Genomic DNA, 26,924 nt, shown 5'->3' on the forward strand with positions numbered 1-26,924 from the left:
AAATATTAAAGCACATACAACTTCGAAAATAAGAGATATGGTGAAGCAAGGAGATTTATATGGTATGATACATTTGTATTATTAACTAGAAATGGCATGGTTAATAAGATAATCTGTGAGGTTTGTGTTGCAGTAATTTCTATACATAGTATAACTGGGTGTACCTGTGCACCATAGATTTTTTTAGAAAAAGGTTTAACAAAACCAGAGAAATAGGTATCTTGTTAAAGGAGTTCAGGATGACAATTTTTACAATTTTATTAGTAGTTTTTTTCATTTTAAACTTTTTTTTATCAAGTGTGGTAATTTTTTTAGAGCGCAGAAATATTGGAGCAACATGGGCATGGCTACTGGTCTTACTGTTTATTCCTGTAGCGGGATTCATTATATATTTAATTTTTGGACAAAATTTAAGCCGGAGAAGAATCTTTTATTGGAAAGACCAAGAGAAGATAGGCATTAAAGAAATATCACAACGACAAATTGATTTGTTAAGGAATAATGCCTTTCCGTTTCATGATGAGAGAACAGTCCAGTATAAAGAACTTGTATATATGCTCCTTGTTAATGATGATGCGATTTTATCACATGATAATGATGTTGAAATTTTTATCGATGGAAATGACAAATTCCAAGCATTATTTGAGGATATTAAGCAAGCGAAAAATCATATCCATCTTGTGTATTACATTTTTCGAAATGACTTATTAGGCAAAAAGCTAGTTGAATTGCTCACTGAAAAGGCGAAGGAAGGGGTAAAGGTTCGCTTATTGTTTGATGACATGGGTTCTCGGAAGTTACCGCGTAAGTTTTTTAAAGGATTAACTGATGCAGGTGGTGAAGTAGCCGCCTTTTTCCCAGCAAAAATTCCTTTGCTTAACCTGCGAGTCAATTTTCGTAATCACCGCAAGCTTGCCATAATCGATGGAAAAATCGGTTACATAGGTGGTTTTAATATTGGTGACGAATACCTTGGTTTAGATAAAAAATTTGGTTATTGGCGAGATACACATCTAAAGATAACTGGAAAAGCAGTTCTTGCGATGCAAACACGGTTCGTTCTTGACTGGAACCAAGCTTCATCTAATGATATTCGTTACAAAGAGAAGTACTTCCCAGAAATACAATCTGTAGGCTATACCGATGTCCAAATCGTTTCAAGTGGTCCTGATTCAGAATGGGAACAAATAAAAAACGGCTACATAAAAATGATAAATTCGGCCAAAAAATATATATTCATGCAAACTCCATACTTCATTCCTGATGATAGCTTATTAAATGCACTTAAGATTGCGATCTTATCTGGAGTGGATGTTAGGCTGATGATCCCGAATAAGCCTGATCATATGTTTGTCTATTGGGCTACCTACTCCTATGTAGGAGAACTGCTTAAGACTGGGGCAAAAGTGTATATATATGAAAATGGTTTTATTCATGCAAAAATGTTAATTGTTGATGGAAAAATTGCTACGGTCGGAACGGCAAATATTGATAATCGAAGTTTCCGATTGAATTTTGAAGTCAATGCATTTTTGTACAGCCATCATCTTTCAAAAAAGCTTGAAACTATTTATAAAGATGATATGAAAAAATCAAGGGAGCTTACTTTAGAAGCCTATCTTCACCGACCAAGAAGAATTCGGTTTAAAGAGTCAATTTCAAGATTATTATCTCCAATTCTATAAGCTGCACAAAGGCAGGAGTTCAAAACTCCTGCTTATTTTATTATGAAAAGCGACAATATTTTCAAGAACGGCTTTGACATTTTTATTCGTTAGACGTACAATTTATAATATTTTTACAATATTAATTATTGAGGTGTGCATAATGGGCCAATCATTTGAAACGAAAATCGTACATAATTCTTTAAAACAAACCGAGAATATTCGCAGCAAATCAACACCAATCTATCAAACCTCAGCTTTTACCTTTAGTTCATTAGAAGAGCTGGAAGGCTTTTACCATGGTGAATCACCATATCTTTATACTCGAACAGGTAATCCAAACACAGATGAGCTAGGTCAAGCAGTTGCAAATTTAGAAGGTGCTCCAGCAGGAGTAGCAACCTCCTCAGGTATTTCCGCTATTCTTGCTGGTATTCTATCTGTTGCTTCAACTGGTGATCATATCGTCGCGGCAGAAGATATCTACGGCGGCAGCCATCATCTTTTAAAACAAGAATTAAATGAACTTGGGATCGAAACAACCTTTGTTTCGTTTGGAGATGTAAACGAAGTTCGCAGTGCTATTCAAGCTAACACAAAGCTGTTATATTCTGAAACGGTTACGAACCCCTTTTTACGTGTTGAAAATATAAAGGCGCTTGTTCAACTAGGGAAAAAATATAATTTGTATACAATGGTGGACAACACTTTTGCTACTCCATATTTGCTAAATCCCTATCTAGAGGGCGTTCATTTAGTTGCTCATAGTGCAACGAAGTATTTAGGTGGTCATAGTGATGTAACTGCAGGTGTTGTGGTTGGAAATGAAGAGTTAATCATGAAAGCGCGCCAAAAGGTAGTGAATCTTGGCTGTAATTTAAGCTCATTTGAAGCGTGGCTGACATGTAGAGGAATCAAAACAATGGCTCTAAGAATGGAACGTCAAGCATACAATGCCCAGCAGTTGGCGGAGTCTCTCTCGAAAAATTCTCACGTGAAAAAAGTTTATTACCCTACTAATCTATCTACTAAGGGGAATGGAGCAATCGTAACGATAGAATTAAGTGAATCATGTGATATACATCGATTCTTTTCATCTCTAGGGTGGGTAACAATTGTACCTACATTAGCCGGAGTTGAGACGACTGTCTCTTACCCATTAGGTACATCCCATCGTGCCTTATCATTAGAAGAACAGCAAAAAATAGGAATCAATAAACAAGTTGTTCGCATATCAATAGGAATTGAGGAAGCGGAGGATATTATTAAGCAATTTGAAGAAGCGATCCAACTATCTATATTCTAAATTATTTACGAAACATAGCCTTTTCGCACGAAACATTGTCCCAACTGCACGAAATTTGGTCGGAACCGCACAAAATTTAATCCAAACTGCGCGAATATCCCTCCGAACCGCACGGAATAGGACTAATTACCTATAGAAAGCGAGGATCTTTTTCAAAAAATGATCATCAATAAAAATCTTTTTAAAAAAAAGATTGACGAAACATTTGCAACTCTTCTATAATGCAATACAAGAGCAATTTGAAATTTTCAAAATAATAATCGTGTATACTCTTATCGAGAGCGGCGGAGGGACTAGGCCCTTTGATGCCCGGCAACCTTCAAGCAATTTGCTTGAAAAGGTGCTAATTCCTACAGATCAACTATGATCTGAAAGATAAGGGGAGGAACTTGAATGTTAAGCCCTCTTCTTATGAAGAGGGTTTTTTGCTTCCCCTCAAACCCATTTCAATAATCTTCATCTATGTTTACATCATCAACGATACAAAACCATTATTAGGAGGAATATAAAATGACAAAGGAACAATTACAACCGGAAACATTATTATTACATGGAGGACAACAACCAGATCCAACAACAGGATCCCGTACGGTTCCAATTTATAAAACAACGTCCTACGTTTTTAAAGATACGGATCATGCCCAAGGATTATTTGCTCTTGAACAACAAGGATATATTTATTCACGAATTGGAAACCCAACAGTTGACGTTTTTGAACAGCGAATTGCCCTTTTAGAAGGTGGGACAGCTGCAGTTGCATTGTCATCGGGAATGGCGGCCATTGCTTTTTCAATCTTAAATCTTGCTGGTGCAGGGGATGAAATTGTTGCAGCTGGAAACTTGTATGGTGGTACTTTTAATCTATTTGCAAATACACTCCCGAAATATGGAATCACTGTAAAGTTTGTCGATGCAACAGACCCTGAAAATTTTAGAGCAGCGATAACACCAAAGACAAAGGCACTATTTGCAGAAATTATCGGTAATCCGAGCCTTCATGTTTTAGATATAGAAGCGGTTGCAGATGTTGCTCATGGAAACGGAATCCCACTTATTGTCGATAACACATTCGGTACACCTTATTTATCTAATCCAATTAAATGGGGAGCAGATGTCGTTGTTCATTCAGCAACTAAATGGATTGGTGGTCATGGAACCACAATAGGTGGCGTGGTAGTCGATGGTGGCAAGTTTGATTGGAATAGCGATAAATTTCCAGATTTTAAGGAACCAGATTTAAGCTACCATGGAATCCGTTACGGAGTGGATGTCCCACAAGCCTCATTTGCAACAAAATTACGTGTTCAAATATTGCGAGATTTCGGTGCTAGCATAAGCCCTGAAAGTGCTTTTTCATTGCTGCAAGGATTGGAAACATTGCATTTACGGGTTCCAAAGCACAATGAAAATGCATTAGAAGTAGCAAGGTTTTTACAAAACCACCTAGCTGTTGCATGGGTAAATTATACAGGATTAGAAGAACATCCTTCTCATGAGCTTGCCAAAAAATACTTAAAAGGAGGATTCGGTTCAATTGTGAATTTTGGTATAAAAGGTGGAAGGGAAGTAGGAAGAAAAGTAATCGACAGTATTCAGCTATGGTCACACGTAGCCAATGTCGGGGATGCGAAATCACTAATTATACACCCAGCTTCGACTACACATCAGCAATTAAGTGCAGATGAACTTAAATTATCAGGAGTTACGGAAGAGCTAATACGCTTATCAGTTGGACTTGAAGCAGTTGAAGATATCAAGGCAGATCTTGATCAAGCAATTCTAAAAGCAACAAGCATAACGGTTTAATTTGGTCGGTGATAGGATCTAAACAGGTCCTGTCACCTATAGTGTAGGAGGATATAGGAATGACAGTGATTAAGGCAGCTTTATTAGGTTTTGGAACAGTGGGGGAGGGCGTTTATACTGCTATCCAAACCCATCAAACCCACCTAAGATGTATTTTAGGTGCAGAGGTTGAAATCGCAGCAATATTAATTCGTGATTCAGAAAAAGAACGCAAAATTGATGCGGATATTCTAGTGACAACCAATTTTGAGGATATTTTAAACATACCAGACCTTCATGTTATTTTTGAAGCAATTGTCGGAGAAGAACCGGGATATACGTATTTACAGCAAGCAATAGATAGAGGTTTGCATGTTATTACAGCAAACAAAGTGATGTTTGCAAAATATGGTGAATATTTGATCCATAGATCCAGGCAGAAAGGCGTAAAAATTGGCTTTGAAGCGACAACTGCAGGGGGAGTTCCGATCATTCGAACCATTCAACAGTTATTACAGGTTAATCAGATTACAAAAATCCAGGGAATTCTTAATGGTACCTCTAACTTTATTTTAACCGAAATGAGGAAACGAAAGCTTTCATTTGATGAAGCACTAGAACTGGCACAGCAAAAAGGATACGCAGAGGCCGATCCGACGAATGACATAAATGGAAAGGATGCATTCTGTAAACTGATGATATTGAGTCAATTAATATTTGGAGAGCAGCCTAATTGGTCTGAAGTAGGCATAGATGGGATTACCTCGATAACTCAGGAGCAGATTGAGCATACGGAGAGCCTTGGTCAAAGGTATAAACATATTGCACAAATCTCAAAAATAGGAAACTCTATCCATGCCACAGTTAAGCCAATTGTTGTTAACTCAGATCATTCCCTTTACTCCATTGAAGGGGTAGAAAATGCCATTTCAATTGAAGCAAGTCTGGTAGGAAAAATCACCCTTCAAGGACCTGGTGCAGGAAAACTTCCAACAGCAAGTGCAATGATTGAAGATTTTGTTGATATTTTTCAAAAAGAACCGATACATGAAAGAAAATTAGAATATCAAGTACAAGGCCTCTAACATGATGTTGGGGGTCTTTTAATTTTTTCTTAGGGAATAATGAACATTTTTGAATCTTAACAAGTCTATTTATTTGTATTAATTAAATAGCTGTTATTTAAGTGATATTGGTTCAAAATAACTAAAAGATAATAAAAAATACTCGTTCTTAAGTTCAGAAAGAATAGTATTTCTTATCTCTCAAGCGCAAACAGCGAGTTCTCGAAGTATTTTTCAAAGGCAAGAGACTATTTAAAGCATCGTGCGCTTTTCGTGATTGTCAGGGAGTGAAGGAATGGATATAGAACTGACTAAATTAATACGAGAGGCTAAGAAGGGGAGTCAAGAAGCCTTTACCAAGCTTGTCTCGAAATACAAAGCTCAGGTATTCCGTCATGCATATGCCATGGTGAATGACCGAATGGAAGCAGAGGATATTGCCCAAGAAGCATTTGTTAAAGCCTATTTATCACTATCCAAATTAGATAATGAATACGCCTTTGTTTCTTGGCTAACGAGGATTGTGTCTAATCTATGCTACGATAAATTGAAAAAAAATCAAAAACTTAAGGAATTAACAATCGAAACTGATATAAAAATCATGACTAATACGACAGATATCGATCGAAGTCAATTACGACTTGAGTTAAAGGAAGCTTTAAAAAAGCTCTCAATCGATCATCGTACAGCACTTGTTCTACGAGATGTCCAAGGTTTTTCTTATGAAGAAATATCCGGAATTCTCAACATTCCAATCGGAACCGTTAAATCACGCATTAATTCAGCAAGATTGGCGTTAAAAAAAGATCTATCAAGGGGTGATCAAAATGAGTGAACATGTTAGTGATCTTCTCTCCGCTTATATAGATGAAGAATTAAGTGAAGAAGAAAGCATGAAGGTGAAGAGTCATGTTACCAATTGCCATCTTTGCAGTGATGAGTTACATAACCTGATAGAGCTGAAAAATGAGATTTCCATGCTATATGATACGATACCTATTCCTGATAAACATTTTGAAGAAACGGTCATGTCGAAAATAAATAACATCTCATTTGGAAAAAGCGTGTCACAAAAAGTTTTTACCTGGGGAATAAGTATTATTTGTATACTTATGATTTTCATCATCATGGCAAAGGTAAGTTCGGTTTTATACGTGATTGGGACCATCCTCTCCAGCTTTTTTAATATAGGAATCGGTTTATTTCATGCAGCGGCAGCTGCAATAACCTCTATTCCATTTGTATTAGAAATAATTGCCGTAACAACTTTGATTATAGTAGGGCTTTCAATATGGTCTGTTCGTTTTTTACTAATTGGAAAAAATTACAATAAGGGGATGTAGGAAATGAAAGGCAGGAGGACTTTCCTAAGTTTGTTAGCTGTCATTATGTTAAGCTTTCTTCTCATTCCTCCAGTTTTAGCTGCGGAGGATGGCATCGTTCATTATAAAAAAACCGTTATTCCTGAACATGAAAAAATAGAAAATGTAATTGTTCTAGGAAGTGATGCGACTATTAGTGGCGAAGTTACAACGGCAGTAATTGTTATAAATGGAAATTTACAAATCAATAAGACAGCCAAAATAAAGGGACCTGTTCTCGTACTTGGAGGAAAAATAAATCAACAACAGGGAGCCGATGTTTCGGAGCATATCATTTCCTTAAACTTTAATAATCAAACACAGAATAGCTTTATTCTTGGGGGAATTCTATTTCTCTCTTCTTGGATCATTAGATTGATTCTTAGCATGATAACCATATTACTTACCGTTCTTGCTAGCTTGTTTATTCGAAAACGGATTACTCAAATACCTGAGTATATCACCAAAAAAACAGGAAAAGTAATTATAACTGGCTTCATCATTAGCTTTGCCTTATTTGCCTTAAGTGTTCTTTTAACGATTGTTATTATTGGTATCCCAATTGTCATTTTAATTATTTTAGGTATTTTTATTTCTTTTTTCCTTGGTATGGCTTATTTGAGTCACAGAATAGGGGAAGGTATCAAAGTGATAGACGAAAAAACCGATTGGATTAAAATTCTAGTTGGTTCAATAGTGTTAGTTTCCATGATGAATCTTCCATTGTTTGGAGGAATCATATTATTCTTAATTACATGCTATACCTTAGGATTTGTCATTACATGGATGTATCAGAGATTTTCATTAAGAAAAAATAATAAATAAAATCTGTTTTCGTAAAGATAGTTGCTTTTAGTGATAATAAAGAGGAAAAGGAGATCAAAAAAATGGAAGAGATGGTTAAAGGGAAAGTTCTCATACTTTCTGGCTCATTTGGACAAGGACATCAGCAAGTTGCTTATGCTGTTGAGGAAGCCATTCAAAAACGCTCGCCGAATACAGAGGTGGTTGTCGTAGATTTTTTGGCATGGGCCCATCCATATTTCTACCATGTCGCTCATTTTACGTATATGAAAATGCTGAAATATTCACCGAAACTATATGGTTTTCTATATAAAAAAACCTATAAAAAATCAAGTATGTCAACCAAATTAGATAAAATATTATCGGCTGGAATAGGAAAAATGCAAAACCTTATTCAAATGATCCAACCATCTATTATTATTAACACCTTTCCGTTTGCAGCAGCTATTGTATCAAAATTAAAAGAGTATCAGGTAATAGATATCCCTTCTATTACAGTGATTACAGATCATACAAGTCATAGTTATTGGATTCATCCTTTTACTGATCAATATATTGTTGCTTCTGGGAAAGTAAAGCAAAGTCTTGTTGATCTAGGAATAAAAAGGGAAACGGTTGCTTGTACAGGTATTCCTATTCGGTCAAAATTTAGCGAACCATCTAATCGCGATGAGATAAGAAAAAAATATGAACTTGATCCTACTCTGCCAACAATATTAATCATGGGTGGTGGTGAAGGACTAATTGGGAAGGAAATTTTAAAATCTAATGAATTAGAAACGTTACATGAAAAAATACAATTTCTTATAATATGTGGGAAGAACAAAAAGCTAAAGAAAAATTTAGAGAAAGAATTCTACGATTCAAAGCATATAATTAAAATATTTGGCTATACAGAAAACATTCATGAACTCATGTCTGTTTCAGAATTAGTCATTACAAAGCCAGGGGGAGTAACAACATCAGAGGCATTGGTTACAGAGTTACCTATGATCCTTTTTAAACCCCTTCCTGGTCAAGAAGAGGACAATGCACATTATTTAATTCAATCGGGAGCTGCAATTGCAGCGGAGAATTCATTTGATTTGCTTCATAAAATCAATATTATTTTAGCAAATAAAAATATTTTACAGAAATTGAAAAGCAGTGCAAAGAAAATTCAAATGACTAATGCATCATTACATGCGCTTTATGCGATCATCAATGCAAAGGTACAAGTAGGATTAAATTCAGGTCACCAAACTCGGATTGATCGATGGAAGACGAATCGATTATTTAAGAAGTCCCTACTATTTAATCAAGGGCATTAATAAGATAAAGGAAGTTGGATAAATGGTATTCGATATCGCATTTTTTCTTATTATTTTCTATATGATTATCCCGTATATATTATCATTTATAGTGGGATGGAAGGTTTTTCGCAAAGGAAAAGAACAAAAAGAAGTTGCTTTTACATTTGATGATGGACCCGATCCAACATATACAGAAAAATTATTGAACTTATTAGCTCAATACCAAATCAAAGCAACATTTTTTGTTGTAGGATCCAAGGCAGAAAAGTATCCTGAATTAATTTTAAGGATGCATAACGAAGGGCATTTAATAGGTATTCATAATTATGTACATCATTCGAATTGGCTCATGCTGCCTTGGAAAATAAAAAATGAATTAAAACAATCTGCGTTAACAGTAGAAAAAATAACAGGAATCAAACCGACCTATTATCGTCCGCCATGGGGGTTATTAAATCTGTTTGATTTTTTTATTCACAAAGATTTTCATATCGTTTTATGGTCTTTAATGGTAGGAGATTGGCGAATTAAAGGTGGAAGTGAACGAATAAGTAGAAACCTATTAGCAAAAATACAGCCGGGAGATGTCGTGTTATTACATGATAGTGGTGAAACATTAGGTGCAAACAGCGATGCTCCTTACTACACGATTGAGGCATTAAAAACTGTATTTAAAGAATTAAAGCACCAAGGCTATATATATAGACGTATTGATAACATGATTATCGATAAAAAATGAATAAAAATTAATGAGGGGATCTAAAAATTGTTCGAAACATGAAGGATCCCCTCATAAATAGACTTCAACTAACGCTCTTTTGGAAATTCCGTTTGCTTAATTAATGTTAAAAGTCTAGACACTTCTAATAAAAATATATTAAAGCTAACCCAAACTCCTCCGAATGCATAACCAGCGACAAGATCACTTGCAACATGCAAACCTAAATATACTTCACTAACCGCAACCGCAAGTAAAATAAATAGAGTTAAAATGAATACAGCCATTTTAAATAACGCACTTTTGCCGTGTCGAATGACAACATACATGAAGAAGAAAAAAATAACAAACGAACTTAGCGTTTGACTATGTGGAAATGTTTGGCTAAACATTCCTTTTCCACTAGTAATGAAATGAAAAAGTAAGTTCAATCCCTTTCCCAAAAAAACGGCTCCCGCTAAACTAATTAAATAATATTGTAATTCAATTCGTTTGTTTTCTCCTTTTGTTAAAATCCATATAATGGTTAATAGAATGATGACAGCAAGTACTTTCCATGTAGTGATCGAATTTATTATAACCATAATGCTTTTCCAATTAGGAGTAAAAGTGTACATAACAACGGTACGTACAATCGTGTTTAATTGTCCAAACTCATTGCCAATAAAATCTTGTATTAATCCAGCCATTAAAAAAATAAGTGCGATAAGAGTAATTAACACTCCAAAAATAAGGATTTTTGTTTTAAGAAAGCTATTAAATCGTTTAATTGTATTTTCAATTAACAACATCATATTTTCTTTAATCTTTTCCTTATTCGATTTAATTAAAAAATAGGTTAAATAAATCACACCAATTCCGATGCAGGCCAAAGTGACATAAAGCTTGGATTGCTGATGAAATTGCGCCCATTTCGGTCCAAATATTTTTCCTAATGTAATAAATGTTCCGACCCAAATGAAGACCCCAATATAAGCAAAAAATGCATATGTTTTAAAGGAGATACGTGTAATTCCGGAAAATAAACTAGTAATATGACGTACACCAGGGATAAAAAATGAAAATAATAATAGCCGTTTCCCATACTTTTTATTCCATTTTGAAATTTTTTCTATCTTGTCTGGCCCCATATGAAATTTGCTTCCATATTTATAGAAAAAAGGTGCTCCTAGTTTGTAACCAATCCAATAGGATATAGTAACTCCAATAATACCTCCGAGTCCTCCAAACATGATCGATAAATATAAATTTAATTTTCCTTGAAAAACAAGAAAGCCGACATAACTCATTAATATTTCATTTGGAATTGGAACGATGATTAATTCCAGCATAAGTGAAAAAAATAATACAATATAGCTATAATTATCTATTAAATGAAATAACCAATTCAACATTATTGCCACCTCAGATTTTTAAAGCCTGATTACAATTTAAAAGACTCTTTTTTATATAAAAAAGTTCAATTACCACTAGAGTTATTATAAACAATAATTGATATTAATATGGAAAAAAGGAAATGAAAATTTTTTCACTTTTAGGGAATGGTTTATTCTTGTTAATTAGTATGATCTATTATATTAGTTTTGTAGAAGAATCATCATAACTCGTCCTCTCTAGTCATATATTGAAATATCAACAGCAGTTTATAACTATGGGTAGCTTGTATCGATTAGGGGGATTCGCATGAAGCGGAAATGGATGGCAGTGATGATTTTAAGTGCATTATTGACAGGAGCCGGTAGTACATATGTTGGTATGATGTACTTCAAGTCAGATGATGTTCAAATAAAGGATCGTTCGGGGAAAAGTAATTTATTAGAGTCTGTAAAGAATAACGGAAATTCGCTGCCTGATTTAGCGAAAATTGCTCAAGCGTTTGATTTAATAAAAGGCTCATATATAGAAAAAGTAGATGAAAGTAAGCTTGTTGAAGGTGCTATTCAAGGTATGGTTAGTACGTTAAATGATCCTTATTCTGTTTATATGGATGCAAATACCGCTTCTCAATTTAACGATTCACTTGATTCTTCATTTGAAGGAATTGGAGCAGAAGTAACTATAAAGGATGGGAAAATATTAATTGTTGCTCCGTATAAGAATTCTCCGGCAGAGAAGGCAGGTTTGAAGCCAAAAGATCAAATTATCAAAATCGATGGTATAAATGTAGAAGGTTTTGACCTATATCAAGCAACCACGAAAATTCGCGGAAAAAAAGGGACGACCGTAACACTTGAAATTAAAAGGGAAGGTGTGATCGACCCTCTTCAATTTGAAGTGAAGCGCGATGAAATTCCAATGGATACTGTTTTTTCAAATATGAAGCATGAAGGTAGTAAATCGATTGGATACATTGAAATTACTCAGTTTTCAAAGAATACGGCAGATGATTTTAAACTTGAATTAAGTAAATTAGAAAAGCAAAAAATGGATGGACTTATTATTGATGTAAGAGGGAATCCAGGAGGTTTCTTATTAAGTGTGCAAAAGATTCTGGATGTTCTAGTGACTAATCATAAACCTTATTTTCAAATACAACAGCGGGATGGGGAAAAGCTCCCTTACTACTCTAAGCTTACACAAAATAAGCCTTACCCAATTGTTGTGTTAGTTGATGAAGGCAGTGCATCAGCCTCTGAAATTCTTGCAGGTGCCTTAAAAGAGGCAGAAGGATACACATTGATTGGAGAAAAAACGTTTGGAAAAGGTACAGTTCAAGAAGCAGTATCGATGGGAGATGGTAGTACAATCAAATTAACGATGTTTAAATGGCTGACGCCCAATGGAAACTGGATTCATCATAAAGGAATTACGCCAAACATCGAAATAAAACAGCCCGACTATTTCTATATACACCCTCTTGAGGTAAGGAAGACCATTTTCCTCGATATGAATAATGATCAAGTAAAAATTGCTCAACAAATGCTAGAAGGTTTAGGATATGCCACGGGGCGTAATGATGGCTATTATGATACAAAAACAGAAAGAGCTGTCAAAGCTTTTCAAAATCAAGTTCAACTACCTGCAACCGGTGAAATCGATACAAAAACAGCTCAATTACTGGAAGAAGAAATTACTACAGCTATTAAAGATGAGAAAAATGACCTCCAACTCCAGGTCGCTTTAAAATATTTTAATAAATAATGAATATAAGGGAACAGAATAATAAATCTGTTCCTATTTTTATGTCAATGTTTATAGGCTTTAATACAACAATCTGCTAAAATGAAAATAATAGTTTGTTCGCAAGTAAGGTGGTGAAGGATATTGGATCAGGTTTGGATTACTGAAATATTGAAAGGGATAGGGAAGTTCTTTCTAGATCCGATTTTTTATTATTCTATTATTCTAGCAGTTATTGCTGGAATGGTAAGGGTGAAGCGAGAACGAAATGACTTTCATATTCGGGTGTTAAATCCGCTACAGGAATTAAGTTTTCTATTTCCAGCAGGTTTGTTAATTGGTTTATTATTATCAATTATTACAATAGCCAGTGGATTCACGATTTCTTACTCAATGATAGCAATTCTAGCCATTATAACTATCGTGCTATCATTAATTGGGAATTTCCGTTTATTGTCCCCTGCATTTACAATCGGATTGTCATTTATTTTGTTATTTTTAGCAAAACAATTTAATTGGAATCTTCCAATTGTCTCAGAATATCCGTCTGAAAAAAGTTTGTCTGGTTTTATAGTGTTGTTAGGCCTGCTGTTAATTATTGAAGGAATCCAAATGAATCGAAATGGAACAAAGAGATTTTCGCCAATTTTACGAAATAGCCGCCGCGGATTAACTGTCGGTGCCAATCAAGTAAAAAGAATTTGGTTGATTCCCGTTTTTTGTTTTCTCCCAGCTGGACCATTGACCGCACCGTTTGAATGGTGGCCAACCTTTGATTTTGGTACAGGCTCTTATTCACTTATTCTTGTTCCGTTTATTATTGGATTCCAACAGCAAATTCAAAGCACGCTGCCGCAATTAGCAGTTAAACGTGTTGGAAAACAAGTTCTATTACTTGGTTTCCTTGTTTCAGCTATTGCCGCCGCCGGAATGTGGCTGCCAATTTTATCAATAGGAGCTATTTTTGTAGCATTGGTGGGCAGGGGATGGATTTCTTATCAGCACCGTGTTCGCGAGAATTCCACGACTTATTATTTTACACCACAAAAAAATGGATTAATGGTATTAGCTGTTATTCCACATACTCCTGCTGAAAAGCTGGGGCTCGAAATAGGAGAGATCATTCATAAATGTAATGGGTATGTAGTTCATGATAAAGATGAATTTTACAAGGCTCTCCAAAAAAACCGGGCATACTGCAAGCTTGAAATTTTTAACACAGATGGAGAGGTACGCTTTGTACAAGGAGCATTATTTGAAGGTGATCACCACGAATTAGGAATATTGACGGTAGAAGCTAAGAAGAATTGGGATGGGAACGAAGCATCATAACTTATTATGATTCTTAACTGAAAAAGAATACCACACATTCGAGCCTTTTAACAAATTTTTATACAATTTGTTATACTTAGAATATCTAATACTGTTAGCTTCCTTTTTACAGTCATGATTACTTCTAAATCCAATACGATGTAACATGAGGTAAGCTATACTACTGGCTTCAAATTTCCCTCATTTCCTCAAAGTGGGATGGAAACTTGAAGCCTAGTACATGAGCTAAATTCATTTCACATTTACATTCCTGACATCATTTCTGGCTTAATAATGTTTTATTCGTTTTTTTTTCTAGATTGTTTAAAAATAATTTCATAAACTTTTTGGTAATTTTCTTCTCTTTTAATTGAAGAACAGGGTAAAAATTTAAGTTGACGAGATGCCCCTTCGCATACCATCCATCTAATAGTTGAGCGTTGACATTCCTCTAAGATAAAATCAATTAATTCATTTTCTTCTTTAGAAATCATATCTTTTTTTACTTCTTCAAGTATATTCCTAATATTTCTGAGAACCGTTTCCAGTGATTTATTTATAATTCCAATACTAAACGGAAAAAGAATATTATTGTGTTGTTTCGTTATCTCAATGTTTTTTTCTAATCGAAGAATATTGTAGTCTAATATATCTGAACTTTTAGTATCTAAGTTCATTTGATTACAGTACCTAAATTGATATCCAAGACCTCCAATAAAATGAGTAGCTAGATCCATTGCATTCGCTTCGAGTCCAAAACCGTAAACTTCAATCAATCGTTTTGCTAACCAATTTAATTCTTTATAGTGACTTTCCTCCATATATTCTCTTAGTTTTTCATCGTTTTCAGCCATTGAAATATTGTATAGCTCTAAAATATTTTCTGAACTATAGATTGAATGCTTTACTCGAAGTTGGTTATGAAATATATGTTTGCTATGAATATCTCCATCTATAAGCATCTGGTTTTGTTGTTCTTCAACTTTTATATCCACCTCTTGAATAATGTATAAAATCAGTTGAGATTTAGAAGAAAAGTGATTATAAAAAGTCCCTTTTGAAACACCAGATTGCTCCAATATATCTTGGACAGAAGTATGATGATATCCTTTTAGTTGAAATAATGATTTGGCAACTTCAATTATCTGTTCTCTTTTTGTCATTTAGCTTCTTCTCCTAAAAATTTTATTGACATTTACAGTATACCACCTTTATTATATTTAGGTATTGTACTTCGGTATAAAAAAATATACTTAAGTCAAAATCATGAAAGGTGTGTGTGTAAAATGAATAATTTAGCTACTTTACCAGTAGATGTAGAGGGGAGACCCTTTAAAAGAGCTGGTTTTGTAATAGTTCTTTTGGTAGGTGCTTTTATAGCAATTTTAAATCAAACCCTATTAGTCACGGCTCTTCCGAAAATTATGGATGATTTGAATGTTTCAGCTAATAATGCTCAATGGCTCATCACAGCATTTATGTTAATTAATGGGATTATGATTCCTATTTCAGCATTTTTTTTAAATCAGATTACTAGTAGGACTTTGTTTTTTCTTGCAATGGGATGTTTTGCTATAGGGACAGTCGTTTGTGCTTTAAGTACAACTTTTCAACTTTTGCTTATTGGTCGTATTATACAGGCTATTGGATCTGGAATAATGCTGCCATTAATGCAAACATTAATGTTTATGATTTTTCCACCTAATCGTCGGGGAGAAGCAATGGGGCTGGTCGGGATCGTAATCGCTTTTTCTCCTGCAATAGGGCCCACCTTATCAGGGTGGATTGTTGATTTCTATCATTGGCATTATCTTTTTTATATAATCCTACCAATTGCAGTTATTGATATGTTTCTTGCATTCTATTTTCTAAAAAACGTCATTCATTTAACAAAACCTAAATTGGATATTCTATCTGTCCTATTAAGTAGTATTGGTTTAGGAACACTTCTGTATGGAATTGGAGTTGCAGGAGATAAAGGATGGGGAAGTCAAATAGTATGGATAACTTGCGGAATAGGTCTAATAGTACTAATTCTATTTTCTCTTCGTCAATTCAAATTAAAAGAACCAATATTGGAGCTGCGCGTATTTAAAAGTAAAATATTTACTTTAACTACAACTGTTGTTTCAATAATTTTTATGACTATGATAGGATCTGAAATTCTACTTCCTATCTATACCCAAAAGATACATGGATATTCTGCACTTCAATCAGGCTTAGTCCTTCTTCCAGGTGCATTAGCATTAGGCCTTATATCTCCTATTGCAGGGAAAATATTTGATCGGTATGGTGTTAGAAAACTTTCTGTAGTAGGAATGGTCGTTTTAGCTTTAGGTACATTACCATTTTTATTTTTAGAGCAGAATACATCCATTTGGTGGATTATATGTGCTTATTCATTTAGAATGCTAGGTATGGGGCTAGTTATGATGCCACTTGCAACTGCGGGAATTAATGCACTGCCTCCAGAGTTAATAAGCCATGGAACAGCAGCTAATAATACAGTCCGTCAAATTTTTGCCTCTCTAGGTTCTGCTATTATTGTAGGAGTAATGACGACTTCCGTCACCCAATATATTAGTAATCATTCGGTAGACAAAGCAACAAATATATTATTGGATGCAACTATACGTGGACTCAATAATGGATTCTTTGCTGCTTTTATACTTATAATCATAGCATTCATTTTTTGCTTTTTTATAAAGCAGCCTATTAAATATAATCTACAATGAAATAGATGAATAAAATTTATACTAAAGGGAACGGCCATAATAATCTTTTTTAGTCAGTTTCCTTACAAAGTGATCGTTTACAAATACTAAAATGCTATAAAAAAGAATAAGTCGTTAAATGCTAAAAGATTGTTTAAAGATTAAACCGACACCGAAACTAAAAAGTGTCGGTTTTTTACCGTTTATTTGCCGAATTGAACCACTTATATAAGAAAACTAAATATCTAGTTTTTCAATGTTATATTTTATATATGGATGGAGGGTGCATATGCAAATCAAGTTGATCATCGATGAGAAAATAAAAGAAACAGAAATACATATTCATACAGATGCTTATACAGATGAAATTGAACAAATTATGAAGTATTTAAAGTCCTCTAACAATGAAGTAATTGATGGTTATTTACAACAGCAAATTTATATGTTGAAGATAACAGATATTTACTTTGTTTATTCAGAGAGTGCAAAGGTTTATTTTCAAACTGATGAGGATGAATATGAGTCAAAGCGGAAGCTTTATGAGTTGGAAGAGTTATTAGAAAAGGACTTTGTCCGTATTAATAAATCAACACTCGTAAATATGTCTAAAATTTCCTTTATGAAGATGGAGAGAATAGGGATGATGCAGCTCGTGATGGATAATGGATCAACAGCTCATGTTAGTCGTATGTATTTAAAGGTACTAAAGAAACGACTAGGAATAGGGAGGGATGTTTAATGAAAAAAATAATTCAATATTCTCTTCTAGGGGCCCTTATAGGGTTAAGTACTACTTATATTATAATTACTGTTGTTTTACTAATAAATCCAACGAGAGTAATTGATGGGAAAGAGCTTTTATTGCAATGTATTTTAGCCGTTTCTTTAGGAGTAGGTTGTGGTTTAATTACTCTTATTTTTTACTTGGATCGCTTGCAAACAGTAGTTAAATTAGCCGTACATTATATTTTTATTTTAATACTTGTGCTTATTTGTGGAGCAATTGGAGATTGGTATGAAAGTCCAGCTGAACAACCAGTGAGCTTTGTAATGTTTATTGTTATTCAATTATTCATTTATATCATCATCTTAGCAGCGGTTTATTGGATAGATTTGCAAAGTATAAAAAAAATTAATGAGAAATTAAAAAGAAAATAAAAAATATGATATCGAGGTGCTATGAATGCTGTTTCTGGAGTATGTTTATTAATCTTTATGAATTATTTCTTAAAGAAAAACTGTATAGATGCTTATATTTATAAATGTTTTTGAAGCTATTCTTATTAACGAACGGGGCAGGATAGCGATAGTGGAAGACGATTTTTTATTCCATTCACCAATAAAAAACACTAGACTATATAATTTGCTTAAATGTAAAATATTGTTATTTATAAAAAGTGAATTTCTAGAGTATTAAGAGTAGGAGTAATTATGAATAAATACACATGGTTTATATTCAATTTTTTAGTTATTGTGGTAGCTGGTTATGTAGTTGTTCAATATTTTATTATGGACGGAACCCAAGCAGGGTTAGTTCAAATGAAGCTTATCTTTCTTTCTAAGTTAAGTATATTTTGGTATATTATGTTATTTATACACGTGGCAACTTGTGTAGTTGCATTAGTAATTGGTCCTTTTACATTATCCACAAAGTTTAGAGAAAAGAATATCAATCGTCATCGAATGTTGGGTAAAATATATATGATTGGTATATTATTAGGTGGTGTTTCAGGGCTGTATTTATCTTTTTATGCTACTGGGGGATTAGTAGGGAAGATTGGTTTCGGTTTGTTATCAGTATTTTGGCTGATATCGGCATATCAAGCATTAAATAGAGTTAAAAATAAAAAAATTCAAGAGCATCGCAATTGGATGATTAGAAATTATTCCTTAACCTTTGCGGCAGTTACATTAAGGCTTTGGTTACCTTTGTTTGTATTGCTGTTTGGCTTAGAGCATTTTGAACTTAGTTATGCTGTTATCTCTTGGCTAGCCTGGGTGCCGAATTTAATTATTGCAGAAATAGTTATAAAACAAAATCTTAATAAGAGGCAGCAGCAGAAAAATAAAGATATCGACATTGTGAAGGTTTCCACTTAAATAATCGGGTTCAATTAATTTATTTTTAGTTCTATCTATTAATTCGCAAAATGCTTTTTCAACATTAAGTACCATTGTGGGTACCGTACTGTAATTGGTTTTTTGTGTGGTGTATATGTACCAATCGGTGGTGTACAAAATTTATTATTTGACAACAAAATAGACTTGAGCATCGGGAGGATAGGGGCAATAGTACTTAATTTAATGAAGTAAAAGTGAGTGGAGTTAAGTATTATTTGATTGCCAGTAGTATATATCAATTCCAGCACAATATTTCATATAAAACAGCCTTCGATTAAGAAGGCTGTTTTATTGCTTCTTTTTTGTCATGCATCCTATCCTCTAAAAATATATTGACAACTTCAATATCTCACTATTATTATAATTAATGACTATACTAAAGTATAGAAAAATATACATGTGTCAAAAAAGTGTTGTAAATAAGTTTTCCTCCTTACTTGTAAATGTATAGAAAGGACAATATGTTGTATATAAACTTACTTTGACAGTGTGTTTTAAGAAATTATTAGTTGGGCAACTGGATTTAGTCAAAATAAATAGATTAAAAAATCATTAAAGGTCACAGGAAAGGAGAATAATTATGAAAAAACACATATTCCCGATTGTAATTATTGGAGGAACGATAATAATATGGCTCTTTTCATTACCTTATCTTTCTACTGAAATTCCTGTTCATTGGGGGCTAAAGGGTGAAATAGATAAATATGAATCAAAATTAACCGCCATGTTGTCTTTAACAGGTATTATGGTGTTAACTTATTTTGCAATTACCATGCTACCAAAAGTTGATCCTAAAAGGGAAAACTATAAATACTTTAAAAGAGGATACACATTTTTAGTCAATTTCTTTTTACTTCTATTTTTTATCATGAATGGTTTTGCCATCCTTGGTGGATTAGGGTATAAGCTACCATCAGGTAGTATAGGAATAATTTTAATAGGAACAATTTTTATTGTAATAGGTAACTTTCTTCAAATAATTCGATCCAATTTCTTTATTGGAATTCGAACTCCTTGGACATTAAGTAGTGATGTTGTATGGACAAAAACTCATCGTTTTGCAGCTAAACTATTACTTATTTCTGGATTTATCATTATTCTAACAAGTTTATTACCTATAAAATGGACTGACTATTTAGTATTAGGAATAGTATGCTTTTCTGTTATATCAACAATATCTTACTCATATTTCATTTTTAAAAAAGAAGTCCAGATGATTAACTGAATTTTGAATATCTAAATATAAAATCATATATGTTTAATAGTACAATTGACTTTTTAGATTAATTTCTGAAGAGAAAAGGTAATAATTAAGATGAATGAGAGTAAATGTACTAATGCTAGTAGCTTAAAACAACAAATCTATTCATTTTTATTTACAATATAGACTGATCACACGGAAGCAGTTAAAAGAGGATAATTTGGATAATCAAAGGGGAGTGAAGGATGGATTCAAGACAATTAGTTTTAGTGAGAAGTCACAAGTATGGAAAACTATTAATTATCATTTTTTTCTTGATTTTATGCGGTTGTAATAAAAGGGAAGATTCAACTAGTAACAGCACTAAAAAAGAAATTCCTGTTACTTTGCATATTGTGAATTTAAAAGGGGAACCAAAAAAAGGAGTTACAGTTACCATTGTAGAATTTCCGAAGTCAGATAAACAGCCTAGTATTGAGAGGGGGCAAATATTAGGGAAAACAGATAAAAAGGGGAATATTTATTGGCAAGATGGGATTAAAGGTAATTATTTTGTTGTTTTAAATAAAAATAAGACTCCAGTATCCATTAAAGTTTCATTAACTGAAGAAAAAAAGAATTCTAGTATAACATTAATAATAGAAGATTAACAATATTAAATTATTAAAAATTAAACCTCATTTTTCTTTATGGGGTTCATTTCATTTATTGTTAGAAAAAAACTTTCAGCCATTTTTGAATTTCTTCTTCTGTAGATTTTGAATTTATACAGTTTCAATTCTATTAATATTAAAGCAAGATTTTATTTTTTTAATCAATAATACTATTTATGTTAAATTTGAAAATGTTTTGTGTGAAATAAATTAAATACTTAATGTGAAAATATGAATGAAGAAGGTATGATATTATTACAGGAGGTGATTGGTGATGACAAAGATTTATGAATCAAAAACAGGAGAAACTTCTATAAAAAAATATTTAATGCATAATAAAGATGCAATGAGCGGATGGCTTAGATTAAAAGAAATGTTTGAAAAAAGAGGGATCTTATCTTCGAACCTAAAAAAACAAGTAAGAAATACAATATTATATCCAGATAGTAGTAATAAGAGTAAATCTGACCTTTGTAATGATAAAATATTTGTTGCAGTAGATTTTGCAGAGAAATTTATGTTACAAAAAAGGGAGTTATCAAGTACTACGATTAGTATGTTAAGAGAGTTTTTTACTAAACAGGAAATAAGTGAACTTTGTGCATTTATTGTATTTACATCTGCTTCGAGGGATTTAGAAGTGATGTTATCATCAGTTTTATCTGAAAATTCAGTTAATGAAATAGATTCTCGGAATTGGAAAGAATATTTTATGGAAATTGTTAAATCTATTATGTTGTATAAATGAAAATAATTGTTTTTATTTAATCATATATTACAGGGGATAATTAATAAATTTCCCTTTTTTGTATTAATCACAGGTTCTCCATTTTGTCATGTATAACAGAAAAGTTAAAAGGGCTAACTCATCCGGATACTATTCGATTTAGTCAAGAATTAGAAATATTTATTTTAAGGTATCAACTATTTTTTTATGAATAAGATCTTTAAGATTATGGAAAATACCATAAACTAATTGTAAGGAATACGAAGGATAGGGGATTATGGTGTAAAAAAATTGGGAAAGTCTTTAAAGGAGACAGAGTTAAAATCATAATAGTTTATACATGATGTTTTTGTTTCTGAAAGAGGCAACTTTTTAATGGTGTATGAAAAGGATTTACACAAAAATAATTACCTCTTGAGAGATAAGATTCCTTATGTTTGAATGCAAAAAGGAAAATCTTATAAACCAGGAGGTTTTATTAGTTTAGAGTAAGTGTATTAATAGAAGATAATTCTGTTGTCAACTAGAAATAAAATTATTAGAAAACTAATCCAAAGTATTCTAGAAATATTGTTTAATCATTATTAATTCTTAAATTTGTTTGAACTTGCGAAAAAATAAAATGTGTTACAGTATGGGCAATTGGGCTAACATTATCAATGAATTCTTCTGCTTTTGAAAAAGTTTCAAATTGCATTTTAATCATGTAACAGGTATTACCAGCGATACGATAACAAAATTCTACATTTGGTAGTTCCTCTATATATTTCTTAAAAGATTTGTAGTCGCCATTTTTAATGGTCGCTTCGATAATACAATGGATCGGTAAACCTAATTTCAAATAATCAATTTCTAAGGTATATTTCTTTATTATTCCAAATGACTCCATTTGTCTTACTCGTTCTGTTACAGAAGGGGATGACAAGTTGATTCTTCTCCCAAGTTCACTCATTGATAAACGACTATTTTGTCGTAATTCATCTATAATTTTTTTATCAATTTCATCAATTTTCATTTTAAAAGAAAACCTTCTTTCATTCGTTAAATTATATCATTAATATCTATTAATACATTAATTATTTAATGTAATTGATTAATTTTATTTTATATAATAATATACAAGGTGGTGTTAAAAATGGCAAGAATTATTGAATCTAAATTTGGGAAAACCCCTTTTCAAAGACTTCTAGGACATAATGAAAAAGTAATGGAAGAATGGTCTAACTTAGGTGAGGTATTAGAAAAAGATGGACTACTCTCTTCAGAATTAAAGGAACAAGTAAGGAGAACTTTAGCTCAGAGCAACGGTTGTGAATATTGTAAAGCAAAAGGAGCACCTGAGATTGATAAGTTTAATGAGAAAATTTCTATTGCAGTAGGTTTTACGGAAGTCTTTTTAAAACAAAAAGAAGATATACCAAATTCATCTTTTGAAATTTTAAAGAAGTATTTTACCGAGAAAGAAATAAGTGAACTTTGTGCATTTATTTCATTTACAACCGCTTCACAATATTTTGGAGCGATGATGAAATTAGAAGCTGAAAATAATACAATTTGATTTTAGATTAATTTGCAATAAAGATAAGGTCAGGTTTTTATTCTTATGTAACTCCATAACTAGTAATTGTTAATAATCCCTATATCATTTAGAACATTCTATTTTTTATATATTAATTAAGTTATAATTAATAAAGTAGAAAATATATCTATTCTAGTTAATTGTGAAAGGTTTATTTATAAAGAACGTTGATAATATTGCTTTTGATTTTAAATATTGATGAAATATCATAATAATTGTTATTTTCCATCAATCACTGGAATAAATATTTTGTTATTACTGAGAGTTATGATTGTAAGGAAGGAGAAAGATGATTGAAAAACCTGCTAATGATTACAGTTTTAGCTGTCACTCTTTTATTGTCTGGCTGCGGAGCTGCGAGAGTACCAATGTCAGTGAAAAACCATGATATGGGGAATATGGAGCCAGTTACCAGTGATAAGACGAATTCGGATTGGACAACACCAAAAGATGCAAAGGCAAATGAGGATGTTCCAATTACTATTCGAATTATGGATAAAAACAATAAGCTAATTAAAAAATTTGCTACTGTAAATGAAAAGAAAATGCATATGATAGTTGTCAGCAAAGACCTTTCTTATTTTGATCATATTCATCCGACCTTAAAGGACAATGGAGAGTTTGATATTACTACTCAATTTCCAGCAGGCGGGGACTATAGAATGTATGCGGAAATAACCCCAGAGGGTGCAAGTGAATATAGCATTGAAGATCACTTGATCAATATACAAGGGGATATTCCAAAAGCAGAACCAATTGTTCCTGATAAGGATTTTACTAAAGTAATAGATGGAAAAAAGGTAACTCTCTCTTTTGATGACAAACTACAATCTAAAAAAAATATCCATATGACTTTTACTATTAGTGATGCAAACACGAAAAAGCCAATAACTGATCTTCAGCCTTATTTAGGCGCAATGGGACACGCTGTGGCTATTGACAAAGATTTAAAACATTTTTTACACATTCACCCTATATATTCACAAACGACAGGTCCTGATGTTACATTTATGACTTATTTCCCTGAAAAGGGAATATATCGAGTTTGGGGACAATTTAATATCGATGGGAACATTTTAACGATTCCTTTTACAGTCGAAGTTTCGTAAAAACTTTACTGGTCAACTATAAAATACGCTTGGAAAGTTTAAAAAGCCAAGCGTATTTTGTTTTTGGATAAGGTATTATTATTTCGTTTTTCTTTATGCTGTATTATTAAAGATTTCTATTCAAACGTTACAAAGTTTAAGAAAAATTCCTTAATCTTTAAAATCTGCTAATCCCTTTATATCCTTGTTTTTTCCAATTACAATCATTTTGTCGTTATGGCTTAAAGTGAAATTAGGATCAGGTGCAATTTCTAGTTCCCCATTATCATGACGGATAGCAATGACGTTGACATTATACTTTGCACGAATATTTAAATCGATTAATGATTTTCCAACGATTCTTGATGGTATTCTCATCTCTTCAATGCTATATTCTTTAGATATTTCGATGTAATCAATAATATTTGGAGACATTAATTTGTGAGCAATCCTTAGCCCCATATCACGTTCGGGAAAGACTACTTCAGTTGCTCCGACTTTCGATAATACAATTCCATGATGTTTGTTTAATGCTTTTGCAACAATATGTTTAACACCTAATTCATTGAGGATGACAACTGTTAAAATACTGGCTTGCATATTATCTCCAATTGAAACAATTACAGTATCAAAATTACGTATTCCTATATTTTTCAAGCTTCCTTCTTCTGTACTATCGGCAATCATAGCATGACTCACAATGTCCTGATTCTCTTCAATTCTTTCTTCTCTAATATCAATTCCTAGAACGTCATTATTATCTGAATATAGCGCTTTTGCAATGGCTGAGCCAAATCTTCCTAGTCCGATAACTGCGTATTGCTTTTTCATCAATGAATCCCTCACTTTAAGAAATACATTTTTTGTCGTTTTGGAAATTATAAAATATTCGCACTGCGGATAACTTTATAAAGAGCGAGGTTTACGTCTAGCTCCAGCGCTTGCGCTTTTGTTCCTTTAGCCAATCATAAATCTTCCTTTTGGATGCCGATATAACTCTTTTGAATCTTTATGTGCTAACGCGATGGCAATCGTTAATGGTCCTAACCGACCGATAAACATTGTTAAAGCAATAATAATTTTCCCAGCTGAAGTAAGATTAGGTGTAAGCCCCATAGAAAGCCCAACAGTACCGAAGGCAGAGGTTGCTTCAAATAATAATACAAGAAAATTCTTTCCAGTTTCGGTAATAGAGAGAATCATGGTTACAACAATCACCAATAATAAACTGCTTATAGCCACTGTTAAAGCCTTATATATCATAGTCGGAACCAATCTTTGACGAAAAAATACAACATCTTCCTTCCCTTTTATTTGTGACCATGCTGCACCTAATAAAGTAACAAATGTTGTCGTCTTGATTCCACCTCCCGTCGATCCTGGAGAGGCGCCGATAAACATTAAAATAATCAATAAAAATACCGTTGAGTCAGTGAGATCAGGAATGTTTACCGTGCTGGCGCCAGCTGTTCTAGATGTAACTGATTGAAAAATTGATCCAAGAATTTTTCCGGAAGTTGATAAAGGCTGAAGAGTTTTAGGATTGTGAAATTCCAATAAAAAAATGAACAAGGTTCCAAGAACAACTAAGGCACCTGTCGTGCAAAGTACTACCTTGCTATGGAGTGAAAATTTACTAAACGTTTTGTATTCTATAAAATCGTGAACAACAATGAAGCCAATACCACCTAAAATGATGAGCGAAGAAATGACTAAAGTAACTAAGGGATCATTTACATACCCAGTTAAACTTTGGAATCCACCCATTAAATCAAATCCAGCATTATTAAAGTTAGAAATAGAATGGAAAATCCCATAATAAATTGCTTTTGAAATGGGCATTTCAAAAGCGAAGCGGATGCTTAACAAAAGAGCACCTGCTCCTTCGTTAACGAGAGTGAAAAGTAATACCGTTTTTACAAGCTTAACTACTCCTTGAGGTGATACAACATTTAAAGCTGCTTGTATCAGTAATCGTTCTTTAAGAGAGATTTTTTTACCAATTATTAGTGCAATTAATGTGGCAAATGTCATAAAGCCAAGTCCGCCAATTTGAATTAAGGACAAAATGACGATTTGCCCAAAAAGTGAAAAGGTTGTCCCAGTATCTACTACTACTAGTCCTGTAACACATGTTGCTGAGGTAGCAGTAAATAATGCACTTAACCAATCTATTTCTTCTCCATTTTGGGAGGCAATTGGAAGATGAAGAAGGATACACCCTATCAAGATAATGCAGGCAAATCCTAACGTTAGTATTTTAGGCGGTGTTAATTTCAATCGTTTATACAAATTATTGAGCATAATGCAAATCCTCCCATAAAATAAATCATTTTAGTTTGGCAATGATTCTATATTTTTTATTCCATTTTTAGAAAATAAGATTATTCAGATAATTGATTTATGCTTATTAAAT

At 32.9% G+C, this 26,924-nt stretch carries 26 protein-coding genes, 1 pseudogene and 1 riboswitch; of the genes and pseudogenes, 22 read left to right on the forward strand and 5 right to left on the reverse strand.

The window, feature by feature from the left end; genetic code table 11:
• Positions 1-239: 239 nt before the first annotated feature.
• The 9 genes from cls to ACQKP0_RS20730 all read left to right on the forward strand — a co-directional run bounded on the left by cls (position 240) and on the right by ACQKP0_RS20730 (position 10,015).
• Entirely contained in the window at positions 240-1,685 is a 1,446-nt protein-coding gene (cls, locus tag ACQKP0_RS20690; RefSeq protein WP_427407736.1) for a cardiolipin synthase, read from the forward strand.
• A gap of 142 nt (positions 1,686-1,827) precedes the next feature.
• The gene (locus ACQKP0_RS20695; protein WP_427407737.1) at positions 1,828-2,970 is read left to right on the forward strand and encodes a trans-sulfuration enzyme family protein; all 1,143 of its coding nucleotides are present in this window, start codon (positions 1,828-1,830) and stop codon (positions 2,968-2,970) included.
• A gap of 269 nt (positions 2,971-3,239) precedes the next feature.
• Positions 3,240-3,352: riboswitch (SAM riboswitch) on the forward strand.
• A gap of 128 nt (positions 3,353-3,480) precedes the next feature.
• Entirely contained in the window at positions 3,481-4,776 is a 1,296-nt protein-coding gene (locus ACQKP0_RS20700; RefSeq protein ID WP_427407738.1) for an O-acetylhomoserine aminocarboxypropyltransferase/cysteine synthase family protein, read from the forward strand.
• A 59-nt stretch (positions 4,777-4,835) separates the two neighbouring features.
• Entirely contained in the window at positions 4,836-5,840 is a 1,005-nt protein-coding gene (locus ACQKP0_RS20705) for a homoserine dehydrogenase (protein WP_427407739.1), read from the forward strand.
• Positions 5,841-6,114: 274 nt separating this feature from the next.
• A complete protein-coding gene (locus ACQKP0_RS20710; RefSeq protein ID WP_427407740.1) occupies positions 6,115-6,654 on the forward strand; it encodes an RNA polymerase sigma factor in 540 nt (179 codons plus the stop codon).
• The gene (locus tag ACQKP0_RS20715) at positions 6,647-7,162 is read left to right on the forward strand and encodes an anti-sigma factor family protein (RefSeq protein WP_427407741.1); all 516 of its coding nucleotides are present in this window, start codon (positions 6,647-6,649) and stop codon (positions 7,160-7,162) included. The genes ACQKP0_RS20710 and ACQKP0_RS20715 overlap by 8 nt, the downstream gene beginning before the upstream one ends.
• Positions 7,163-7,165: 3 nt before the next feature.
• A complete protein-coding gene (locus ACQKP0_RS20720; RefSeq protein WP_427407742.1) occupies positions 7,166-8,005 on the forward strand; it encodes a hypothetical protein in 840 nt (279 codons plus the stop codon).
• Between the two features lie 62 nt (positions 8,006-8,067).
• Positions 8,068-9,294, forward strand: coding sequence for an MGDG synthase family glycosyltransferase (locus ACQKP0_RS20725; RefSeq protein ID WP_427407743.1), 1,227 nt, complete (start codon positions 8,068-8,070; stop codon positions 9,292-9,294).
• A 22-nt stretch (positions 9,295-9,316) separates the two neighbouring features.
• Positions 9,317-10,015, forward strand: a complete 699-nt coding sequence (locus tag ACQKP0_RS20730) for a polysaccharide deacetylase family protein (protein WP_427407744.1) — start codon at positions 9,317-9,319, stop codon at positions 10,013-10,015.
• A 68-nt stretch (positions 10,016-10,083) separates the two neighbouring features.
• On the opposite strand, the gene ACQKP0_RS20735 is transcribed toward ACQKP0_RS20730, so the two are convergent.
• Positions 10,084-11,385 (reverse strand): VTT domain-containing protein, encoded by a 1,302-nt coding sequence (locus ACQKP0_RS20735; protein ID WP_427407745.1) that lies wholly within the window; start codon positions 11,383-11,385, stop codon positions 10,084-10,086.
• A 292-nt stretch (positions 11,386-11,677) separates the two neighbouring features.
• Here ACQKP0_RS20735 and ACQKP0_RS20740 point away from each other — a divergent pair, with 292 nt between their 5' ends.
• Positions 11,678-13,135, forward strand: a complete 1,458-nt coding sequence (locus ACQKP0_RS20740; protein WP_427407746.1) for a S41 family peptidase — start codon at positions 11,678-11,680, stop codon at positions 13,133-13,135.
• A 123-nt stretch (positions 13,136-13,258) separates the two neighbouring features.
• A complete protein-coding gene (locus ACQKP0_RS20745) occupies positions 13,259-14,446 on the forward strand; it encodes a PDZ domain-containing protein (protein ID WP_427407747.1) in 1,188 nt (395 codons plus the stop codon).
• Positions 14,447-14,724: 278 nt separating this feature from the next.
• Here ACQKP0_RS20745 and ACQKP0_RS20750 read toward each other — a convergent pair whose 3' ends face one another.
• Positions 14,725-15,588, reverse strand: coding sequence for a TetR/AcrR family transcriptional regulator (locus tag ACQKP0_RS20750; protein ID WP_427407748.1), 864 nt, complete (start codon positions 15,586-15,588; stop codon positions 14,725-14,727).
• 123 nt (positions 15,589-15,711) lie between these two features.
• Here ACQKP0_RS20750 and ACQKP0_RS20755 point away from each other — a divergent pair, with 123 nt between their 5' ends.
• The 9 genes and pseudogenes from ACQKP0_RS20755 to ACQKP0_RS20795 all read left to right on the forward strand — a co-directional run bounded on the left by ACQKP0_RS20755 (position 15,712) and on the right by ACQKP0_RS20795 (position 22,056).
• Positions 15,712-17,160 (forward strand): MDR family MFS transporter, encoded by a 1,449-nt coding sequence (locus ACQKP0_RS20755; RefSeq protein WP_427407749.1) that lies wholly within the window; start codon positions 15,712-15,714, stop codon positions 17,158-17,160.
• Between the two features lie 268 nt (positions 17,161-17,428).
• Positions 17,429-17,878, forward strand: coding sequence for a LytTR family DNA-binding domain-containing protein (locus tag ACQKP0_RS20760; protein WP_427407750.1), 450 nt, complete (start codon positions 17,429-17,431; stop codon positions 17,876-17,878).
• Positions 17,878-18,297 carry a DUF3021 domain-containing protein gene (locus ACQKP0_RS20765; RefSeq protein WP_427407751.1) on the forward strand — a complete coding sequence of 140 codons (420 nt, stop codon included), beginning with the start codon at positions 17,878-17,880 and terminating at the stop codon, positions 18,295-18,297. The genes ACQKP0_RS20760 and ACQKP0_RS20765 overlap by 1 nt, the downstream gene beginning before the upstream one ends.
• Positions 18,298-18,570: 273 nt before the next feature.
• A complete protein-coding gene (locus ACQKP0_RS20770) occupies positions 18,571-19,239 on the forward strand; it encodes a DUF2306 domain-containing protein (RefSeq protein ID WP_427407752.1) in 669 nt (222 codons plus the stop codon).
• A 4-nt stretch (positions 19,240-19,243) separates the two neighbouring features.
• Positions 19,244-19,374: pseudogene (locus ACQKP0_RS20775) on the forward strand (ABC transporter permease); the annotation flags it as partial.
• Between the two features lie 466 nt (positions 19,375-19,840).
• A complete protein-coding gene (locus ACQKP0_RS20780) occupies positions 19,841-20,485 on the forward strand; it encodes an SdpI family protein (RefSeq protein WP_427407753.1) in 645 nt (214 codons plus the stop codon).
• A 221-nt stretch (positions 20,486-20,706) separates the two neighbouring features.
• Positions 20,707-21,111 (forward strand): DUF2606 family protein, encoded by a 405-nt coding sequence (locus ACQKP0_RS20785; protein WP_427407754.1) that lies wholly within the window; start codon positions 20,707-20,709, stop codon positions 21,109-21,111.
• Between the two features lie 277 nt (positions 21,112-21,388).
• On the forward strand, positions 21,389-21,862 hold the full coding sequence (locus ACQKP0_RS20790; RefSeq protein WP_427407755.1) for a carboxymuconolactone decarboxylase family protein: 474 nt from the start codon (positions 21,389-21,391) through the stop codon (positions 21,860-21,862).
• 83 nt (positions 21,863-21,945) lie between these two features.
• Positions 21,946-22,056 (forward strand): aspartyl-phosphate phosphatase Spo0E family protein, encoded by a 111-nt coding sequence (locus tag ACQKP0_RS20795; RefSeq protein ID WP_427407756.1) that lies wholly within the window; start codon positions 21,946-21,948, stop codon positions 22,054-22,056.
• A gap of 359 nt (positions 22,057-22,415) precedes the next feature.
• On the opposite strand, the gene ACQKP0_RS20800 is transcribed toward ACQKP0_RS20795, so the two are convergent.
• Complete coding sequence (locus ACQKP0_RS20800; protein WP_427407757.1) at positions 22,416-22,856, reverse strand: Lrp/AsnC family transcriptional regulator; 441 nt, start codon at positions 22,854-22,856, stop codon at positions 22,416-22,418.
• A 120-nt stretch (positions 22,857-22,976) separates the two neighbouring features.
• Between ACQKP0_RS20800 and ACQKP0_RS20805 the strand changes: the two genes are divergently transcribed.
• Together ACQKP0_RS20805 and ACQKP0_RS20810 are read left to right on the forward strand one after the other, a co-directional pair.
• The gene (locus ACQKP0_RS20805) at positions 22,977-23,399 is read left to right on the forward strand and encodes a carboxymuconolactone decarboxylase family protein (protein ID WP_427407758.1); all 423 of its coding nucleotides are present in this window, start codon (positions 22,977-22,979) and stop codon (positions 23,397-23,399) included.
• A 314-nt stretch (positions 23,400-23,713) separates the two neighbouring features.
• Positions 23,714-24,529, forward strand: a complete 816-nt coding sequence (locus tag ACQKP0_RS20810; protein ID WP_427407759.1) for a hypothetical protein — start codon at positions 23,714-23,716, stop codon at positions 24,527-24,529.
• Positions 24,530-24,679: 150 nt separating this feature from the next.
• Here the strand turns inward: ACQKP0_RS20810 and ACQKP0_RS20815 are convergent, their stop codons facing one another.
• On the reverse strand, positions 24,680-25,339 hold the full coding sequence (locus ACQKP0_RS20815; protein ID WP_427407760.1) for a potassium channel family protein: 660 nt from the start codon (positions 25,337-25,339) through the stop codon (positions 24,680-24,682).
• Positions 25,340-25,465: 126 nt separating this feature from the next.
• The gene (locus tag ACQKP0_RS20820) at positions 25,466-26,812 is read right to left on the reverse strand and encodes a TrkH family potassium uptake protein (RefSeq protein WP_427407761.1); all 1,347 of its coding nucleotides are present in this window, start codon (positions 26,810-26,812) and stop codon (positions 25,466-25,468) included.
• Positions 26,813-26,924 lie beyond the last annotated feature (112 nt).

Origin of the sequence: Heyndrickxia sp. NPDC080065 (assembly GCF_050281185.1) — a bacterium.
GTDB lineage: Bacteria > Bacillota > Bacilli > Bacillales > Bacillaceae_C > Heyndrickxia.

Excerpts from the sequence above, each read along its gene's own strand:
- cls (WP_427407736.1), top strand. The coding sequence starts at position 240 with ATGACAATTTTTACAATTTTATTAGTAGTTTTTTTCATTTTAAACTTT.
- ACQKP0_RS20695 (WP_427407737.1), top strand. The coding sequence starts at position 1,828 with ATGGGCCAATCATTTGAAACGAAAATCGTACATAATTCTTTAAAACAA.
- ACQKP0_RS20700 (WP_427407738.1), top strand. The coding sequence starts at position 3,481 with ATGACAAAGGAACAATTACAACCGGAAACATTATTATTACATGGAGGA.
- ACQKP0_RS20705 (WP_427407739.1), top strand. The coding sequence starts at position 4,836 with ATGACAGTGATTAAGGCAGCTTTATTAGGTTTTGGAACAGTGGGGGAG.
- ACQKP0_RS20710 (WP_427407740.1), top strand. The coding sequence starts at position 6,115 with ATGGATATAGAACTGACTAAATTAATACGAGAGGCTAAGAAGGGGAGT.
- ACQKP0_RS20715 (WP_427407741.1), top strand. The coding sequence starts at position 6,647 with ATGAGTGAACATGTTAGTGATCTTCTCTCCGCTTATATAGATGAAGAA.
- ACQKP0_RS20720 (WP_427407742.1), top strand. The coding sequence starts at position 7,166 with ATGAAAGGCAGGAGGACTTTCCTAAGTTTGTTAGCTGTCATTATGTTA.
- ACQKP0_RS20725 (WP_427407743.1), top strand. The coding sequence starts at position 8,068 with ATGGAAGAGATGGTTAAAGGGAAAGTTCTCATACTTTCTGGCTCATTT.
- ACQKP0_RS20730 (WP_427407744.1), top strand. The coding sequence starts at position 9,317 with ATGGTATTCGATATCGCATTTTTTCTTATTATTTTCTATATGATTATC.
- ACQKP0_RS20740 (WP_427407746.1), top strand. The coding sequence starts at position 11,678 with ATGAAGCGGAAATGGATGGCAGTGATGATTTTAAGTGCATTATTGACA.
- ACQKP0_RS20750 (WP_427407748.1), bottom strand. The coding sequence starts at position 15,588 with ATGACAAAAAGAGAACAGATAATTGAAGTTGCCAAATCATTATTTCAA.
- ACQKP0_RS20755 (WP_427407749.1), top strand. The coding sequence starts at position 15,712 with ATGAATAATTTAGCTACTTTACCAGTAGATGTAGAGGGGAGACCCTTT.
- ACQKP0_RS20760 (WP_427407750.1), top strand. The coding sequence starts at position 17,429 with ATGCAAATCAAGTTGATCATCGATGAGAAAATAAAAGAAACAGAAATA.
- ACQKP0_RS20765 (WP_427407751.1), top strand. The coding sequence starts at position 17,878 with ATGAAAAAAATAATTCAATATTCTCTTCTAGGGGCCCTTATAGGGTTA.
- ACQKP0_RS20770 (WP_427407752.1), top strand. The coding sequence starts at position 18,571 with ATGAATAAATACACATGGTTTATATTCAATTTTTTAGTTATTGTGGTA.
- ACQKP0_RS20780 (WP_427407753.1), top strand. The coding sequence starts at position 19,841 with ATGAAAAAACACATATTCCCGATTGTAATTATTGGAGGAACGATAATA.
- ACQKP0_RS20785 (WP_427407754.1), top strand. The coding sequence starts at position 20,707 with ATGGATTCAAGACAATTAGTTTTAGTGAGAAGTCACAAGTATGGAAAA.
- ACQKP0_RS20790 (WP_427407755.1), top strand. The coding sequence starts at position 21,389 with ATGACAAAGATTTATGAATCAAAAACAGGAGAAACTTCTATAAAAAAA.
- ACQKP0_RS20800 (WP_427407757.1), bottom strand. The coding sequence starts at position 22,856 with ATGAAAATTGATGAAATTGATAAAAAAATTATAGATGAATTACGACAA.
- ACQKP0_RS20805 (WP_427407758.1), top strand. The coding sequence starts at position 22,977 with ATGGCAAGAATTATTGAATCTAAATTTGGGAAAACCCCTTTTCAAAGA.
- ACQKP0_RS20815 (WP_427407760.1), bottom strand. The coding sequence starts at position 25,339 with ATGAAAAAGCAATACGCAGTTATCGGACTAGGAAGATTTGGCTCAGCC.
- ACQKP0_RS20820 (WP_427407761.1), bottom strand. The coding sequence starts at position 26,812 with ATGCTCAATAATTTGTATAAACGATTGAAATTAACACCGCCTAAAATA.